The organism is Micromonospora haikouensis, from assembly GCF_900091595.1.
Taxonomy (GTDB): Bacteria; Actinomycetota; Actinomycetes; order Mycobacteriales; family Micromonosporaceae; genus Micromonospora; species Micromonospora haikouensis.
The window spans coordinates 43,748-60,395 of the sequence record NZ_FMCW01000021.1 but is presented as its reverse complement, the minus strand read 5'-3'; the positions used below and the strand labels follow the sequence as shown (position 1 = coordinate 60,395).

General features: G+C 73.1%; 16 protein-coding genes. 6 read left to right on the top strand and 10 right to left on the bottom strand.

The genetic code is table 11. The features are described 5' to 3' along the window. Nucleotides 1–381 precede the first annotated feature (381 nt). Nucleotides 382–1,296, top strand: a complete 915-nt coding sequence (locus tag GA0070558_RS21190; protein ID WP_091282986.1) for a 1,4-dihydroxy-6-naphtoate synthase — start codon at nucleotides 382–384, stop codon at nucleotides 1,294–1,296. Here the strand turns inward: GA0070558_RS21190 and GA0070558_RS21185 are convergent. Together GA0070558_RS21185 and GA0070558_RS21180 are read right to left on the bottom strand one after the other, a co-directional pair. After that, the gene (locus tag GA0070558_RS21185; RefSeq protein ID WP_007074225.1) at nucleotides 1,257–1,643 is read right to left on the bottom strand and encodes a cold-shock protein; all 387 of its coding nucleotides are present in this window, start codon (nucleotides 1,641–1,643) and stop codon (nucleotides 1,257–1,259) included. The two genes, GA0070558_RS21190 and GA0070558_RS21185, sit on opposite strands and share 40 nt — an antisense overlap. 28 nt (nucleotides 1,644–1,671) lie before the next feature. Beyond that, nucleotides 1,672–2,295 (bottom strand): HAD family hydrolase, encoded by a 624-nt coding sequence (locus GA0070558_RS21180; RefSeq protein WP_091282984.1) that lies wholly within the window; start codon nucleotides 2,293–2,295, stop codon nucleotides 1,672–1,674. Nucleotides 2,296–2,377: 82 nt separating this feature from the next. Between GA0070558_RS21180 and GA0070558_RS21175 the strand changes: the two genes are divergently transcribed. Continuing rightward, nucleotides 2,378–4,834 carry a helicase-associated domain-containing protein gene (locus tag GA0070558_RS21175; protein ID WP_091282982.1) on the top strand — a complete coding sequence of 819 codons (2,457 nt, stop codon included), beginning with the start codon at nucleotides 2,378–2,380 and terminating at the stop codon, nucleotides 4,832–4,834. Between the two features lie 42 nt (nucleotides 4,835–4,876). Here GA0070558_RS21175 and GA0070558_RS21170 read toward each other — a convergent pair whose 3' ends face one another. After that, nucleotides 4,877–5,095: a hypothetical protein gene (locus tag GA0070558_RS21170; protein ID WP_077935770.1), complete on the bottom strand. Its 219-nt coding sequence runs from the start codon at nucleotides 5,093–5,095 to the stop codon at nucleotides 4,877–4,879. Further along, complete coding sequence (locus GA0070558_RS21165; protein ID WP_091282980.1) at nucleotides 5,092–5,967, bottom strand: L,D-transpeptidase family protein; 876 nt, start codon at nucleotides 5,965–5,967, stop codon at nucleotides 5,092–5,094. The genes GA0070558_RS21170 and GA0070558_RS21165 overlap by 4 nt, the downstream gene beginning before the upstream one ends. A gap of 175 nt (nucleotides 5,968–6,142) precedes the next feature. On the opposite strand from GA0070558_RS21165, the gene GA0070558_RS21160 reads away from it, so the two are divergent. Next, nucleotides 6,143–7,822, top strand: coding sequence for a DNA repair helicase XPB (locus tag GA0070558_RS21160; RefSeq protein ID WP_077935768.1), 1,680 nt, complete (start codon nucleotides 6,143–6,145; stop codon nucleotides 7,820–7,822). 84 nt (nucleotides 7,823–7,906) lie between these two features. Here the strand turns inward: GA0070558_RS21160 and GA0070558_RS21155 are convergent, their stop codons facing one another. The 3 genes from GA0070558_RS21155 to GA0070558_RS21145 form a co-directional block, all read right to left on the bottom strand. Beyond that, entirely contained in the window at nucleotides 7,907–8,626 is a 720-nt protein-coding gene (locus GA0070558_RS21155) for a PaeR7I family type II restriction endonuclease (RefSeq protein WP_091282978.1), read from the bottom strand. A gap of 3 nt (nucleotides 8,627–8,629) precedes the next feature. Continuing rightward, complete coding sequence (locus GA0070558_RS21150) at nucleotides 8,630–10,321, bottom strand: Eco57I restriction-modification methylase domain-containing protein (RefSeq protein WP_256092054.1); 1,692 nt, start codon at nucleotides 10,319–10,321, stop codon at nucleotides 8,630–8,632. Between the two features lie 67 nt (nucleotides 10,322–10,388). Further along, the gene (locus GA0070558_RS21145; RefSeq protein ID WP_091282974.1) at nucleotides 10,389–11,318 is read right to left on the bottom strand and encodes an RNA polymerase sigma-70 factor; all 930 of its coding nucleotides are present in this window, start codon (nucleotides 11,316–11,318) and stop codon (nucleotides 10,389–10,391) included. A 198-nt stretch (nucleotides 11,319–11,516) separates the two neighbouring features. Here GA0070558_RS21145 and GA0070558_RS21140 point away from each other — a divergent pair, with 198 nt between their 5' ends. From GA0070558_RS21140 to GA0070558_RS21130, 3 genes are all read left to right on the top strand, one after another. Further along, entirely contained in the window at nucleotides 11,517–12,002 is a 486-nt protein-coding gene (locus tag GA0070558_RS21140) for a carboxymuconolactone decarboxylase family protein (protein WP_091282972.1), read from the top strand. A gap of 97 nt (nucleotides 12,003–12,099) precedes the next feature. Further along, nucleotides 12,100–12,396, top strand: coding sequence for a hypothetical protein (locus GA0070558_RS21135; RefSeq protein WP_074475262.1), 297 nt, complete (start codon nucleotides 12,100–12,102; stop codon nucleotides 12,394–12,396). Nucleotides 12,397–12,532: 136 nt separating this feature from the next. Next, nucleotides 12,533–14,869 (top strand): esterase-like activity of phytase family protein, encoded by a 2,337-nt coding sequence (locus GA0070558_RS21130; protein ID WP_091282970.1) that lies wholly within the window; start codon nucleotides 12,533–12,535, stop codon nucleotides 14,867–14,869. An 85-nt stretch (nucleotides 14,870–14,954) separates the two neighbouring features. Here GA0070558_RS21130 and GA0070558_RS21125 read toward each other — a convergent pair whose 3' ends face one another. The 3 genes from GA0070558_RS21125 to GA0070558_RS21115 all read right to left on the bottom strand — a co-directional run bounded on the left by GA0070558_RS21125 (nucleotide 14,955) and on the right by GA0070558_RS21115 (nucleotide 16,418). Beyond that, a complete protein-coding gene (locus GA0070558_RS21125; RefSeq protein WP_091282968.1) occupies nucleotides 14,955–15,710 on the bottom strand; it encodes a TIGR03089 family protein in 756 nt (251 codons plus the stop codon). A 118-nt stretch (nucleotides 15,711–15,828) separates the two neighbouring features. After that, a complete protein-coding gene (locus GA0070558_RS21120) occupies nucleotides 15,829–16,173 on the bottom strand; it encodes a type II toxin-antitoxin system HicB family antitoxin (protein WP_091283100.1) in 345 nt (114 codons plus the stop codon). Further along, nucleotides 16,173–16,418, bottom strand: a complete 246-nt coding sequence (locus GA0070558_RS21115; RefSeq protein WP_256092053.1) for a toxin HicA — start codon at nucleotides 16,416–16,418, stop codon at nucleotides 16,173–16,175. Before GA0070558_RS21115 ends, GA0070558_RS21120 begins: the two co-directional genes overlap by 1 nt. Nucleotides 16,419–16,648 lie beyond the last annotated feature (230 nt).

The window sequence follows — 16,648 nt, the reverse complement described above, 5'->3', positions numbered from 1 at the left end:
GCGTGGCGGGGTCGCAAGACAGCGCGAGGCGAGGCCGCACGGCGGGGTCGCAGGACAGCGCGGGGCGGGGCGACGCGGCCGCAAGGCCGGAAGGCGGCGCGCAGCGAAGGAGGCCGGCAGGACGATTCCCGGCATGTCGGGAACCGCCCTTCCCGGACCGGCTGCCCGGGACCAGCCTGCCCGGCAACAGCCCGCCCGGGGACCAGCCTGTTCGGGGCCGGCCTGTTCGCTGAGTCATCCACGACATCAGCTGCCTAGCCGGCGGAAGAAGTACCCGAGGTCCGCCGGCACCGCCGCCGCACGGCAGCACCGCCGCCGCACGGCAGGCGCCCGCACCGAGCGGGTGGCGGGACAGAACGGGGGCGGGGATACGGTGGGGGCGTGGTGCTCACCCTGGCGATCTCGCCCTGCCCCAATGACACGTTCGTCTTCGACGCCCTGGTGCACGGCCGGGTGCCCGGCGCGCCGCCGGTCGAGGTGACCTACGCGGACGTGGACGTCACGAACACCGCCGCCGAGCGGGGCGCGTTCGACCTGGTGAAGGTGAGCTACGCGGCGCTGCCGTGGCTGCTGGAGGACTACCACCTGCTGCCCTGCGGGGGCGCGCTCGGCCGGGGCTGCGGGCCGCTGGTGCTGACCCGCCCCGACCGGGCCATCAGCGGGCAGGCCGGCGACGGGCAGACCGACGCTGCACGGGTCGGCAACGCGCAGCCCGACAGCGCCGACCTGAGCGGGGCGACGGTGGCGGTGCCCGGGGACCGGACCACGGCGTACCTGCTGTTCCGGCTCTGGTCGGCCGAGCGCCCGCCGGCGCGGATCGAGGTGGTCCCGTTCCACGAGATCATGCCGGCGGTGGCGGCCGGCCGGTACGACGCCGGGCTGGTGATCCACGAGGCCCGCTTCACCTACCAGCGGCACGGGCTGACCGCCCTGGTCGACCTCGGTGAGTGGTGGGAGGGCGACACGGGGCTGCCGATCCCGCTCGGCGCGATCCTGGCCCGCCGGGGCGCGGTCGACCCGGTCGAGGCGGCCGGCTGGATCCGCGAGTCCGTACGCCAGGCGTGGGCCGACCCGGAGGCCGGCCGGCCGTACGTGCTCTCCCACGCGCAGGAGATGGAGCCCGACGTGGTGGACCGGCACATCGCCCTCTACGTCAACGAGTTCACCGCGGACCTGGGGGACGCGGGGTTCGCCGCCGTGGAGGCGCTGCTGGGCCGGGCCGCCGACGCCGGGCTCGTGCCCCGGGCCGCCGGCCCTCAGACCTCCAGCTCGCGCGCCACCGCGTGGACCAGCTGAGCGATCTTCTGCGCCGTCTTCTTGTCGGGGAAGCGCCCCCGCCGCAGGTCCGGCTGGACCTTCGCCTCCAGCACCTTGATCATGTCTTCCACGAGGCCGTGCAGCTCCTCCGCCGGCCGGCGGCGCAGCTCCGCCACCGACGGCGGGGCCTCCAGCAGCTTGACCCCCATCGCCTGGGCGCCCCGGCGGCTGTCCACCACGCTGAAGTCGACCCGCTGACCACCCTTGAGGTCGGTGACACCCGCCGGCAGCGCGCCCTTCGGCAGGAACACGTCGCCACCCTCGTCGCTGGTGACGAACCCGTATCCCTTGGCCGCGTCATACCACTTCACTCGACCCGTCGGCACCTGAGAACCCCTGCTTCACTTGAGACGTCTACTGCTCCAAGGCTAGCCGGATCATGGTGGCGAGCGCCGCCGGGAATCCGGTGAGGTCGGCCAGGACCAGGCTGGCCCCGGCCGAGCGCAGCTCGTCGGCCGAGCAGGGGCCCGTGGCGACCGCCACGCCCGGCACGCCCGCCGCCTCCGCGGCGACCATGTCGGCGGTGTGGTCGCCGACGTACAGGGTCGCGCCGTGCGCGCGCAGCGCCGTCGCCTTCTCCTCGGCGAACAGGTCGCCGGCCAGCTCGTCGACGGCCAGCCCGAGGTGGTCCAGGTGCAGCCGGGCCAGCCGGCCCAGCTTCGAGGTGACGACCACGACCCGGCCGCCGTGGGCGTGCACGGCCTCGATGGCCTCGACCGCGCCGGGCATCGGCAGGGTCGGGGTGATCGCGTACGCCGGATACAGCTCGCGGTACGCCTCGACGGCCGACTCGACCTGCTCGGGCGGGAACCAGCGGGCGATCTCCACCCGCAGCGGCGGGCCGAGCCGGGACACCGCCGCGTCGGCGTCCACGGGCACGCCGGTGCGCGCCGTCAGCGCCCGGTACGCCGCGGCGATGCCGGGACGCGAGTCGACGAGGGTCATGTCGAGGTCGAAACCGACGGTGAGCGGGGGCATGCCGAGAACCTACCCGGCCGGCGGGTCCAGCCGGACGTCCGAGGGGCGCGCGGGCCCCGTCCCGGGCTAGCGTGGAACGACGATGACGACCTCACTCGCCGACCACCTGCGGACGCTGCCCGACGAGTCCCTGGCCGCCCTGCTCCAGCTGCGGCCGGACCTCGTCGTGCCCGTGCCGGCCGACGTGTCCGCGCTCGCCGTCCGGGCCCAGTCCCGGGTGTCGGTGGCCCGGGCGCTGGACGGGCTGGACCAGTTCACCCTCCAGATCCTCGACGCCGCCCGGCTCACCCGGGACCCGGACGACGGCACCACCTCCACCGAGGCCGTCCTCGCCATGGCCACCGCCGGCCCGCGCCCGCCCGCCCCGGCCACCATCCGGGGCGCGGTGCACAAGCTGCGGGCGCTGTTCCTGCTGTACGGGCCCGAGCACGCCCTGCGCGTGGTCGACGGCGTCGACGAGGTCGCCCCGTACCCGGCAGGGCTGGGCCGACCCGCGACGGAGCTGGATGCGCGCACGGCGGCCCTCTGCGCGGACCCGGCGAAGCTGCGCCGCACGCTGCTGGCCGCGCCCCCGTCGGCGCGGGCGATCCTGGACCGGCTCGCCGCCGGCCCGCCGGTGGGCAGCGTGCCCCCGGGCGCGCTCCAGGCCCCGCCGCTCGGGGCGGAGGACAGCGTCCCGCCGGACCCGACCAACGGCGGCGCGCCCACCGGTTCGCCGGTGCGCTGGCTGGTCGACAGCCGGCTGCTGGTGGCGGTGTCCGCCGGCACGGTGGAGCTGCCCCGCGAGGTCGGCCTGCTGCTGCGCCGCGACAGCGGCCCCCTCGGGCCGCTGCGCACCAGCCCACCGCCGGTAGCCGCCGTCGCGCGCGAGGCGAAGGCCGTCGACTCGGCCGGGGCCGGGCAGACCATGGAGGTGGTACGCCACACCGAGGCGCTGCTGGAGCTGCTCTCCGCCGAGCCGGCTCCCGTGCTGCGCTCCGGCGGGATCGGGGTGCGTGACCTGCGCCGGCTGGCGAAGGCCCTCGCCCTGGACGAGGCTACGACCGCCCTGCTGCTGGAGGTGGCGTACGCGGCGGGGCTGGCCGGCGAGCTGGAGCTGTCCGGGGCGACGACCACCCGGTACGGCGCCGACCAGCAGGTCCTGCCCAGCGGCGGGTACGAGGTGTGGCGGGCCATGTCGCTGGCCCGGCGCTGGGAGCAGCTGGCCCGGGCGTGGCTGCTGATGACCCGCCAGGTGGGCCTCGTCGGGCAGCGCGACGACCGGGACCGCCCGATCGGCGCGCTCTCGCCCGAGGCGGAACGGGCCGGGGCGCCCGCCGCCCGCCGGGCCGTGCTGGCGGTGTTGGCCGACCTGGAGCCGGCCGTCGCGCCCACCCCGGAGGAGGTGCTGGAGCTGCTCGACTGGCGGGCGCCCCGGCGCAGCCGGGGCCGGGAGGCCGCGCACCGGGAGGCCCTGGTCGAGGCGGCGCGGCTGGGCGTGACGGGGCTGGGGGCGCTCACCTCGTACGGGCGGCTGCTGCTGGCCGACGTGGCCGAGGCCGACGAGCGGGGCGGGGACGACCCGCTGGGGTTGCGCGCCGACGCCGAGGACGCGTCCACGGCCGTGCGGGCGCTGGACGGGCTGCTGCCCGCGCCGGTCGACCACTTCCTGGTGCAGGCCGACCTGACGGTGGTGGTGCCCGGCCCGCCCGACCCGGCGCTCGCCGGCGAGCTGGAGGTGGTGGCCGAGCACGAGTCGGCGGGCGGGGCGAGCGTGCACCGGGTCACCACGGCCAGCGTGCGCCGGGCCCTGGACGCCGGCTACTCGGCCGACGACCTGCACGACCTGTTCCGCCGCCGGTCCCGCACACCCGTGCCGCAGGGGCTGACGTACCTGGTGGACGACGTCGCGCGCAAGCACGGCGGGCTGCGGGTCGGCTCCGCCGGGGGGTACGTGCGCAGCGACGACGAGGCGCTGCTGGCGGAGGTGCTCGCCGACCGGCGGCTGGAGGCGCTGGCGTTCCGGCGGCTGGCCCCGACGGTGCTGGTCACCCCGTACCAGGTGAACCGGATGCTGTTGGCGTTGCGCGACGCCGGGTACGCCCCGGTGCCCGAGGACGCGTCGGGGGCGGCGGTGCTGTCGCGGCCGAGGACCCGGCGGGCCCCGGGGCGGGCCCCGGTGGGCCGGACGGTGGACCCGTTGGCGTCGCCGAAGCTGGCCCTGCCCCGGCTGCTCGGGGTGGTGGAGCAGATCCGGCGGGGCGAGGCGGCGGCGCGGGCGGCCCGGCGGGCCCCGGCGGTGGTACGCGGCACGGCGGCGCGCACCGGCCCGGCCCCGGCGCACGGTCACTCCGACGCCCTGGCGGTGCTGCAACAGGCGGTGCGGGACAAGGCGCTGGTCTGGGTGGGTTACGTCGACGCGCACGGGGCGACCGCGTCGCGGCTGGTCCGGCCGGTGTCGATCGGAGCGGGCTACCTGCGCGCCGAGGACGAGCGCACGGAGATGCTGCACACGTTCGCGCTGCACCGGATCACCGCGGCGGTGCTGGAGGGCTCCTGAGCCACCCGGTCGCCGGGTCGGGCGTCGCCGCCGACGGGGGCGTCAGCGGCGGCTGCGGCGCACGGTGCCGACCACGGAGACGGCCAGCAGCAGGGCGAACCCGGCCCCGGCGGACTCGCCGACGGAGGCGACGAAGCCCTGCCGCTGGACGAGCCAGCCGTAGAGGAACCAGCCGACGAGGAGCACGGCGGCGGTCGCGTACGCCAGCAGCGTCGCCGCCGAGACCTCGCCGGCCGGCGCGGGTTCGTCGTCGGCGGTCACGTGCCGGGCCGGCGGCCGAAGAGGACGACCCGGCTGCCGACCTTGCCCAGCTCCCAGGCGCGGAGGGCGTCGGCGGGGAGGAGGTTGACGCAGCCGTGCGAGCCGATCGACTTGTCGTGCAGGTAGGTGGTGGTCTGGTGGTAGCCCATGCCCTGGGTGAAGTGCTGCCAGTAGGGCAGCCACACCTCGTACGGGTCGGACCACTCCTTGATGTTGCGGTAGTTGATGGTGAACGTGCCGGCGGGGGTGGCGTAGCCCTTCATGCCGGTGCGGGTCACCGTCGGGCCCCACACCACCTTGCCGCCGCGCAGCGCCCACGTGGTCTGCCGGGTCAGGTCGATGCAGAACGTGGTGCCGGAGGAGGCGGCCTTGCAGCGCTTCGTGTCGGTGGTGGCGAGGCGCTTCGTCACGTCGTACGTGGTGGGGCCGGCGCGGCCGGCGGCGGGGCGGATGTCGTACCGCTGCTGGAACTTCTTGATGGCGGCGCAGTCGGCGGCGGACTGGCGGCCGTCGACGGTCACCCGCCCGAAACCGCCCAGCCGGGCGAGGTAGGTCTCCACCTCGCGCTGGTGCTCGCCCAGCGGGCATCCGGCCGGCGTCGGCTCCGGCGCGGGCTTGGGCTTCGCCTTCGTCGGGGTGGGCTTCGGCTTCGGCTTGGCCTTCGTGCGGGTGGGCTTCGGCTCCGGCCGGGTCCGCTGGTCGGAGCCGGACGAACCGCCCGCCCCCGTTTCCCGTTCCGCCGAGCCGGCCTGGGCGAGCCCTCCTCCACGGCCACCCGGGTCGGCCTGGCGTTCGGGCGTGCACGCACCGACGCCGACCAGCGTGACCACGGCCAGGGCGACGACCCGGGCGCTGAAGCGAACCTGTCTCATGAGGCCTCCCCGGGTCGGTCGTCCCACTGCCTAGACGCCGGACGTACCGGAATGGTTGCACCTGGTGTCCGAATTTTCGGCCCCATTCGGGCTTCGTGCAACACTGGTGGGTCGGCCCGGGGTGGGTAGCCGCCCGGCGGGGGCCCGTTGACCAGGCCAAAGAGAGGACGCCGGCGTGAGCGGTGGACCACTGATCGTGCAGTCGGACAAGACGCTGCTGCTGGAGATCGACCACCCCGACGCGCAGTCCTGCCGGATGGCGATCGCCCCGTTCGCCGAGCTGGAACGCTCGCCGGAGCACGTGCACACGTACCGGCTGACCCCGCTGGGCCTGTGGAACGCCCGCGCCGCCGGCCACGACGCCGAGGCCGTGGTGGACGCGCTGCTGAAGTACAGCCGCTACCCGGTGCCGCACGCGCTGCTGGTCGACGTGGCCGAGACGATGGACCGGTACGGCCGGCTCCAGCTCGCCAACGACCCGGCGCACGGCCTGGTGCTGCGCGCCCTCGACCGGCTGGTGCTGATCGAGGTCGCCAAGAGCAAGAAGCTGGCCGGGATGCTCGGCGCGAAGCTCGACGACGACACGATCGCGGTGCACCCGTCGGAACGGGGGCGGCTCAAGCAGGCGCTGCTGAAGCTGGGCTGGCCGGCGGAGGACCTCGCCGGGTACGTCGACGGCGAGGCGCACCCCATCGAGCTGGCCGAGGGCGGCAAGGACGGCGGGAAGCCGTTCACGCTGCGGTCGTACCAGCGGGAGGCCGTGGAGGCGTTCTGGGCCGGCGGGTCCGGCGTGGTGGTGCTGCCCTGCGGCGCGGGCAAGACCCTCGTCGGGGCGGCGGCCATGGCCGAGGCGAAGGCCACCACCCTGATCCTGGTCACCAACACGGTCGCCGGCCGGCAGTGGAAGCGGGAGCTGATCGCCCGCACCTCGCTGACGGAGGAGGAGATCGGCGAGTACTCGGGTGAGCGCAAGGAGATCCGGCCGGTCACCATCGCCACGTACCAGGTGCTCACCTCGCGGCGCGGCGGCGCGTTCACCCACCTGGACCTGTTCGGCGCGCGCGACTGGGGCCTGGTCGTCTACGACGAGGTGCACCTGCTGCCCGCGCCGATCTTCCGGTTCACGGCGGACCTCCAGGCCCGCCGCCGGCTGGGCCTCACCGCGACCCTGGTCCGCGAGGACGGCCGGGAGGGCGACGTGTTCAGCCTGATCGGCCCCAAGCGGTACGACGCGCCGTGGAAGGACATCGAGCAGCAGGGCTGGATCGCCCCGGCGCAGTGCACCGAGGTGCGGGTGACCCTCACCGACGCGGAGCGGATGTCGTACGCGACGGCGGAGGCGGAGGAGCGCTACCGGATGGCGGCGACCGCCCGCACGAAGCTGCCGGTGGTGCGGGCGCTGGTCGACCGGCACCCGGACGAGCAGGTGCTCGTCATCGGCGGGTACATCGACCAGCTGCACCAGCTCGGCGAATACCTGGACGCGCCGATCGTGCAGGGGTCCACCACGAACAAGGAGCGGGAGCGGCTGTTCGACGCGTTCCGGTCGGGCGAGGTGCGCACGCTGGTGATCTCGAAGGTCGGCAACTTCTCGATCGACCTGCCGGAGGCGGCGGTGGCGATCCAGGTGTCGGGCACGTTCGGGTCTCGGCAGGAGGAGGCGCAGCGGCTGGGCCGGGTGCTGCGGCCGAAGGCCGACGGGCGGCAGGCGCACTTCTACACGGTCGTCTCCCGGGACACGATCGACACCGAGTACGCGGCGCACCGGCAGCGCTTCCTGGCGGAGCAGGGCTACGCGTACACGATCGTGGACGCCGACGACGTCCTGGGCCCGCCCCTGCCCAGCGTGGACTGACGCCCGCGCGACCGGCTCCATGTCGGCGAGGTGGCGGTATCCCGGCAGCCGGATACCGCCACCTCGCCGACATCAGCCCCCGGCTCAGTTGCGCTTCGGCTGCAGGACGCCCACTTCCTCGATCCGAGCCATGATGGCGCTGACGAAGGCGGCATAGCCGATCTCCGGGTCGGGCTGCCGGATGGGGCTGTCTGCCTGCCGAGACGAAGTGACAAGGCAGGTGGCGTCGTACAGGCCGGCGCTCCGCAGACGCCTGCAGAGAATCACGTATCGGTCGAGGTAGGAAGTGTCAGCAAAGGCCGGATCGATCGGAAAGGTGCCGCTCCGCGGCCTACCCTTACCCACAGAGCCAGGCGCCTCCTCCAGCAGCAGCACGTAGCCGAGCCATGGTTTGGTTCGCCCGAGTAGGCCGTTGTCATACGCTCGCCGCAGGTCGGCTGCGCTTCCGATTGCCTCTTCCACCCGATTGTTGAAGTTGTTTCCGAACGACGGGCCGACATGGGACTTCAACTCGATGGCGGCGACCAGTTCACCTTCGAGCAGTACGACCAGATCCCAGTTCTTGGTGGGTCGGAAGTAGCCGGGCAGTTCAACGCCGGACCTGCAACGCACCGCGTCAGGCGGAAAGCCGGCGTCTCGGAAAATACCTCCGAGCAACTCCGTCATGGCGTCGAGGTGTGCCCCGCCGGTGACGGCACCACGTCCTCCGGTGTCGATCTTGCCGTCGATCAACTTCTTCGCGGCCTGCGATTCGCGCACCGCCCAGGAACTGCGGACCGCTTCCTCCAGCGAGCGCTGTTCCATTGATTACACCTCCATGGCCGCAATCCCGTAAACGCGCAGCGCCACCTCCGTCGCCGCTCGGGCATTCCGCTCGTCAAAGGCGGCGGCGAGCGCAGCACGGTCGGTGGCCGAGATCGTCTCGGGCCTCGGGACACGGATCCGACGCAGGTACTGGGCTTGGAATCGAAGGGTGCCGCCCCGCATCCTAACGGCATAAGCCTCCACAAAGGCCTGTGCGACACCGGAGAGCAGCAGTCCGCCAAGGACTCGCAGGTCCCAGGCGTCCGACACGATGTAGTACAGATTGTGATGCGGATAGAAGCCGCCCTCGTCCAAGACGGGATGAATCGCGGCCTTCATGTCCGGAAAGAGCAGCTTCGGGCGATCGACCAGGGAATGGTCAACCTTGTCGATGGTTCGGTACCAGTGCGCGGGACGCTTGCCAGCGACGTGCCGGCGCTTGAGCGCCGCAGCGTGGCGCTGGTAATACGCACGCAGGCGCGGCAGAGCATCCAGGTTCACGAGTTGGCCGTCCACGTCCCAAGGATTGACGAGATAGTGGCCGGACCAGGAGTGCCTCCCCGATGTCGTGTCCTTGACCATCGACAGCGGCAGCAGCCGACGCGGCTCGACATCGGCGTCCGTGGTGATGAAGACGCTGTCGGCACCTGTCGCCACGCCAATACCGACCCGGGTTCCGGTGCTCGGATCCTCCAGCGCAGGGAAGCGGTCGTTCAGCGTCTCGATCATGGCTAGCCGGGACGGTGATCCCGCCGGCCAGGAGTCACCTCCGGCAAACCAGTGAGGTAGCTGAGCGACCTCGAAACGACCATCAAGGCCCACCCTGGGCTCGGCAGAACAGATCGCTTCCACCAGCTCCGGAGCGTCCTGCGGCCCAAATCCCCGCCGTGTGTCCACGACTGCGGCGACACCCTGTTCAGCGCGACGTAGCACCGTGACAGCCGGATAGGCTGACACCTGCTCCTCGAACGCGTCGACGTCGTGCATGGTCACGGTGACGTCGACGCTGTAGCCGGCAGCGATGAGCTCCCGCAGTTGCCGGCCATACTGGTTGCGCATCCAGCGATCGGCGCAGATGAAGGCGAGGACACCGCCCGGCGCGAGGCAGCGCAGCCCACGCTCGTAGAAGCCGACGTAAAGATCGGACCGGCCCGTCATGGTCGGACAGGCGGCGCGATAGGCGAGCATCCGATCCGCCGGCACGTCCTCCAGCCGGACGTAAGGCGGATTACCCACGACGAAGTCCACGGCTTCCGGGACGCGTGGGTCCAGCAGGTAGTCCGCCTGCCGCACCCACGCCGTTGCGACCTCGCGTGCGTCGGGAAGCGACCACCCCCCATCGACCAGCACGTCCCGCACCAGCCGCCTGCTGGCCGCCACGTTCACGGCCAACAGGTCGAAGGCCCGTACCGCCCGCTTCGCATCGAGCAGCGGCCGATCGTGTTTGCGGCACGAAGCGCTGACCCGCGCCGCCATCCCTGCCAGGAAGGCGCCGCCGCCGCAGGCCGGCTCGACCGCCACCAGAGCGGCAAGATCACGGTCGGCGGTGTAGCCGGCCAGGTCGAGGACAAGATCGACGACCCAGCGGCGGGTGAAGACCTCGCCATGCTCGACTGACTCCGCCGGTATGGCGGTCAGCGACGACAGCATCTCGCCGAGCATGGGCTGTCGCATCTCCGCTGCTGCCGCCTTCACCCGACGAGCATAGGACAGCCGGCTGGGCAGAGATCGGACCAGGACGACGCGGCTCGCGTATCCGCCCTCAGCGGCTCAGCCTGGTCTCCCGCGCCATGTGCGACAGCTTCTCGGGATTGCGTACGGCGTAGAGCCCGCCGATGCGGCCGTCGTCGACGTGCACGGCCAGCACGGTGTCGAGTTCCCCGTCGAGCCGGATGACGAGCGCCGGGTTGCCGTTGACCTGCGTCGGCAGCAGCGAGGTGACACCGGGAACCCTGCCCCACCCGCCGGCGAGCAGGCGGGCGACCTTGTCGGCGCCCACAATGGGCCGCAGGACGGCCTGCCTGACTCCGCCGCCGTCGCCGAGCAGGACGACGTCCGGGGCCAGCAGGTCGAGCAGGCGTTGCAGGTCGCCGGTTTCGACCGCCCGCCGGAACGCGTCGAGCACGGTGCGGGTCTCGGCCGCCGACACGGCCCGGCGCGGCCGGCGCGCCGCCACGTGCGCCCGGGCCCGATGCGCGATCTGCCGGACCGCGGCGGGGCTCTTGTCGACGGCTTCGGCGATCTCGTCGTACCCGAGGTCGAACACCTCGCGCAGCACGAACACCGCCCGTTCGGTCGGCCCGAGGGTCTCCAGCACCAGCAGCATCGCCATCGAGACGCTGTCGGCGAGCGCGACATCGTCGGCCACGTCGGGCGCGGTGAGCAGTGGTTCGGGCAGCCAGGGGCCGACGTAGGACTCCCGGCGGCGGCCGAGCGCACGCAGCCGGGTGAGCGCCTGGCGGGTGGCGATCCGGACGAGGTAGGCGCGCTGGTCCCGCACCACACCGAGGTCGACGCCCACCCACCGCAGCCACGTCTCCTGCAGGACGTCCTCCGCGTCGGCGGCCGAGCCGAGCAGCTCGTACGCGACGGTGAAGAGCAGGTTCCGGTGGGCGAGGAACGCCTCGGTGGCCGGGTCCGGCGAGCCGGCGCCCCGGCCGGCGTCGGCTGCGGTCTGCGATGTGCCCGCCATGGTCGGCCCCCGTTCGTTCTCGGCTGCGTCGGTTCGCTTTCGGCTGGTCGCCCATCAGACGCCGGTCCCCGCCGCCGTGTGACACCTCCGCCTGTGGCGATCGTCACCCAGCTCGGGCCGTCACGTGGAGCCGGGCGCCGGCATCTCGTGTTCGTCCCCTCTCCGGGGCGACGAGCGAACGAGCGAAGGACGGAAGCCATGGACACCCGATTCGACCTGTTCAGCAACGAGCTGGCCACGAGGTTCGCCAAGCGGTTCGCCAACGCCGGCATGGTGATCCACCAGTCGCCGCTGCCGAAGGCCACGCAGGAGCTGGTGTCGCTGCGGGCCAGCCAGATCAACGGCTGCGGCTGGTGCATCGACATGCACACCGAGGAGGCGGCCGCCGCCGGTGAGAGTCAGGTCCGGCTGCACCTGGTCGCCGCCTGGCGCGAGTCGACGGTCTTCACGGAGGCGGAGCGGGCCGCGCTGGCGCTCGCCGAGGAGGGCAGCCGGCTCGCCGACGCCCACCAGGGCGTGTCCGACGAGACCTGGGCCCAGGTGCGCAAGCACTACGACGACGACCAGATCGCCGCGCTGGTCTGCCTGGTCGCCCTGATCAACGCTGCCAACCGGCTGGCCGTGATCGTGCACCAGCGGGGCGGCGCCTATCAGCCCGGCATGTTCGCCGCCGCCCTCGACTGACGCCAACCTGACCGAGTCGTCCTGCACGGGCACCCCGACGTCCGTCCACAGTGGCACAATTGGGGACCGTCACCGACACCCGCCGGAAGGGACCCGAGTGAAGCGCCGAATCCTGTCCGCACTGACGGTCGCCACCGTCGCTCTCGCCGGCTCCGCCGTGGCCCCCACGGCCGCCTCGGCGAGCGACGCGTGGGGCATCGTCTGCAACCTCACGCAGAACACCTGGCTGCGGGCCGCCCCGCACGCCCAGGTCCTGCGCACCCTGACCGCCGGGCGGGGCTTCCGCTGGCACGGCCAGGTGTGGGCGGAGGACGACGACGTCTGGATCTACGGCCACGGCGCCGAAGACCCGGCGATCGACGGCTGGGTCCCGGGCGGCAACACCACCTGCTGAAGCCCCACCCCTCTCACCGGTCGTGGCCCTCACGCAGGGCCTGGCCTGAGGTTGTTCGCCCGCCGTTCACGGCCGGGCCAGCTCCCGCTCGGCCCTGCGTGCCAGCCTCCGTCGCAGCGATAAGACGGAGGACGACGTGACACCGAAACGCACTCTCACCCCGACGGCCGGCATCGCCGCCGCCGCGCTGGCCATCGCCGGCACGCTGGCCGTCACCGGCACGGCCGCCGCCGGCCCCGCCGACGCCGGCCGGCACCACCCCGCCGGGGGCCCCACCTTCGACCGCACCGCCACCTACCCCGTGTTCCAGAACCGGCCGGCCGGCGAGGACCCGGCGACGGAGACCGTCGCCGAGATCTCGGCGGTCAGCCCCGACGGCCGCACCCTGGTCTACACCGACGCGGCGGCCCGCCGGATCGGCTTCCTCGACATCTCCCGCCCGGACCGGCCGCGCGGGCTCGGCACGCTCTCCCTCGCCCAGCTCGGCGACGCCGAGGACGAGCCCACCTCGGTGGCGGTCCTCGGCCGGTACGTCCTGGTCGTCGTCAACACCAGCGCCAGCTATACCGCCCCCTCCGGCCGCCTCGACGTCATCGAGCTGGCCACCCGCCAGCGGGTCCGCAGCATCGACCTCGGCGGCCAGCCGGACTCGATCGCCATCAGCCACGACCAGCGGTACGCGGCGATCGCCATCGAGAACGAGCGCGACGAGGACGCCACCCCGCCCGGCCGGAAGAAGGGCGACCTGCCGCAGGCCCCCGCCGGCTTCGTGCAGATCCTCGACCTCGACGGCAGGTCGACGCCGCAGCGGTGGAAGCTGCGGACCGTGCCGCTGACCGCCGCCGACGGGCAGGCCCTCCCGGCGCTGGCCGCCGCCGGGATCACCGAGCCCACCGACCCGGAACCCGAGTACGTCTCGATCAACGGGCGCAACCAGCTCGCGGTCACCCTGCAGGAGAACAACGGCGTCGTCCTGGTGGACGTGCCCACCGGCCGGGTCACCCGGGCCTTCAGCGCCGGCACCGCCTCGGTCGGCGGCATCGACACCGCGAAGGACGGCCGGATCGAGCTGACCGGCTCGATCACCGACGTGCCCCGCGAGCCCGACGCCGTCGCGTGGGTGGACGACCGCTACCTGGCCACCGCCAACGAGGGCGACTGGCGGGGCGGCACCCGCGGCTGGTCCGTCTTCGACAGCCGCACCGGCCAGGTGGCCTGGGACGCCGGCAACACCTTCGAGCGCCTCGCCGTCCGCCACGGCCTGCACAACGAGGACCGGGCCGCGAAGAAGGGCACCGAGCCGGAGGGCGTGGCGATCGCCGAGTACGGCGGCGTGCGGTACGCGTTCGTCGGCTCGGAGCGGAGCAACTTCGTCGCCGTCTACGACCTCAGCCGGCCCACCGCCCCGGTCTTCCGGCAGGTCCTGCCCACCACCAACGGCCCGGAAGGGCTGCTGCCGATCCCGTCGCGGGGGCTGCTCGCGGTCTCCAGCGAGACCGACGACGCCGACGCGGGCGTACGCGCCTCCGTGTCGCTCTACCGGCTGGGCGGGGGCACCCCCGGCTTCCCGAGCCTCGTGTCGGCCGACGACGCGCAGGGCGCACCGATCGGCTGGGGGGCGCTCGGTGCCCTCTCCGCCGCGCCGGGCAAGCCGCAGCAGCTCTACAGCGTCACCGACGCGGCGTACACCCCGACCCGGATCCTGACGGTCGACGCCGGCCGGTCCCCGGCGGTGATCACCGACTCCCTGCCCGTGACCGACGCCGACGGCAACCCGGCCGCCTACGACGCGGAGGGGATCTTCGCCCGCCCGCAGGGCGGCTTCTGGCTCGCGGTCGAGGGCGCCAAGGGCGCGGAGAACAAGCTGGTCCGGCTCGACGCCGATGGGCGGACCCGGCAGACCGTGCCCCTGCCGGCGGAGGTCGCCGCCGGGCTCGGCAAGCAGGGCTTCGAGGGGGTCGCCGCCGGCACCGACCGGCACGGCCGGGAGATCGTCTGGGCGGTGCTCCAGCGCGAGGTGTCCACCGACCCGGCGGGCGTCGCCCGCATCGGCCGGTACGACGTGACCGCCGGGACGTGGAGCTGGTTCGGCTACCCGCTGGAATCCACCAGCGTCCCCGGCGACTGGATCGGGCTGTCCGAGGTGACCGTGGTCGGCAACCGGCTCGCCGTCATCGAGCGGGACAAGCTGAACGGCCCGGCCGCCGCGCTCAAGCGCGTCTACACGGTGCCGATGCCCGCCGGCCCGGCCGCGCCGGGCCCGCTGGCGGTGCTGCCGAAGACGCTCGCCGTCGACGTGCTGCCGGCGCTGCGGGCCACCAACGGCTGGACCCAGGAGAAGCTGGAGGGCCTGACCGTGGCCGGCAACGGCCAGGTGTACGCCATCACCGACAACGACGGCGTCCAGGACGCCACGGGCGAGACGGTCCTGCTCCGGCTCGGCCCCGCCGCAAAGGTCTTCGGCCGCCGCTGACGCCCCGCTCCTCTGCCCGGATGCCGGGCAGGTGGCGGTATCCCGCCGCTCGGATACCCCCACCTGCCCGGCATGGCGTCGTCGGTCAGAGCACCCGGGTGATCTCCTCGGCGGCGACCCGGGCGTCGAGGCGGGACCGGTCGAGGTTGGCGCAGACGACCACCGACGCGCCGACCGACAGCGGGGCCAGGAGCCACTTGAGTGGTTGCTCGTGCTCGACCGCGTCGACCAGCAGCCGGTCGCCGGACCGCAGGCCGAACTGGTCGGCCACCTCCCGGGCGAGCCGACCCCACGCGCCGAAGCTCGTGCCGTCGGGGGTGGCCGCCTCCGCCGGATGGACGCCCGCGTAGTCGGGCGGCGTCTCGGTGTGCCGGAGCACCTCGGCGTCCCAGTCGAGCCAGCCCACCGGCACGTCCGTCAGCGGGCCGCGCCCGGTGCCGACCAGGTAGCGGTGCACCCCGTCGGGCACGTCCTCCAGCCAGTCGTCGAGCCGCTGCGGGGTGACGAACACCGCGTCGTACGGCCGGTCGCCGCCCGGCTCCAGGACCGGCAGCCCGGCGGTGGCCCGGGGTCGGACCGACACGGCCAGCCCCACCGACCAGGCACCCAACAACACGGCGGCGGTACGCCAGTGCGGCGGCAGCAGCACCGCGACCCGGCTGCCCGGGGCCAGCCCGCAGCCGTCGCGCAACAGCCCCGCGGTGCGCGCCGCCCAGCCACCCAGGTCAGCGGCGCTCAGGTCGACCCGCTCGCCGGTCGCGTCGTCACAGAAGGTGAACAGCGGCCGGTCGACCTCGGCGGGCCCGGCGACCGGCTGGGCCACCACGTCCGGCGCTCCCATCGCGCACCTCCCTGTGAGCACGACCCGATCGGGCCATGGAAGGTCACCGTACCGCCACGAGCTGACGCTACGACGACGGCATGCGGCGACCACGCACCCGCCGTCGAGCGCGGAATGATCAGGCGGCTCTGAGCTTCCGAATGACGTACTGGTTGAGGCTCATCCCGTCCTCGGCAGCCTGGATGGCGAGTTCGCGATGCAGGCTCTCGCCGACGCGGAGGTTGAACTTGCCCGAGTAGCTGCGGTCGGCGATCGGCTGCGGCACCTGCTCGCCCTGCTCCGCCAGGTCCGCGATCACCTCGCGCAGCAGGTCCTGAAGCCCTTGAAGCGCTTCGATCTGGGAAGACGCGAGCCAGGAGAGCGACGGGAACTCGGCACAGGTCGCGACGAACTCACGATCCTCGGCGGACCAGGTGACGCGGTAGGTGTAGTGGGTGATGTCAAGATGGGTTTCGGGGTCCATCACACGGCCTCCTTCTTGTCGATCGCCTTGAGCACCTGCCGTACCTGGCATGCCTTGGCCTTGCCTTTGTCGTTCTGGATATTGACTCGTGGGTCACCCGCCCAGGGCATCTTGAACACCGCGTGAGAGGTGCCGGCCTGTCGGGGCTTCCCGAAGTAGTGCTCGCACACCGCGTAGAGATCGCTGTAGGCAACGTTCTGCTGGTTGCTTCGCATCGCTGCAACGATCTTGGCTATGGACGGCACGAGCCGACGGTACTGAGGGCGGTACCATCGCCGCTACGCCTCCCACCGTCGGCCGCTCCGGCGTCGCCTTCAAGATCCGCGATTACCCCCGCGTGCAAGGGGAGCAGTCGATCGCAGCTTCGATGTGGTTGATCTGCCGGGGATCACCCCCGCGTGCGCGGGGAGCAGCGCGAGCTCCAGTACCCCGAACAAGAGCGCGCGGGATCACTCCCGCGTGCGCGGGGAGCAGC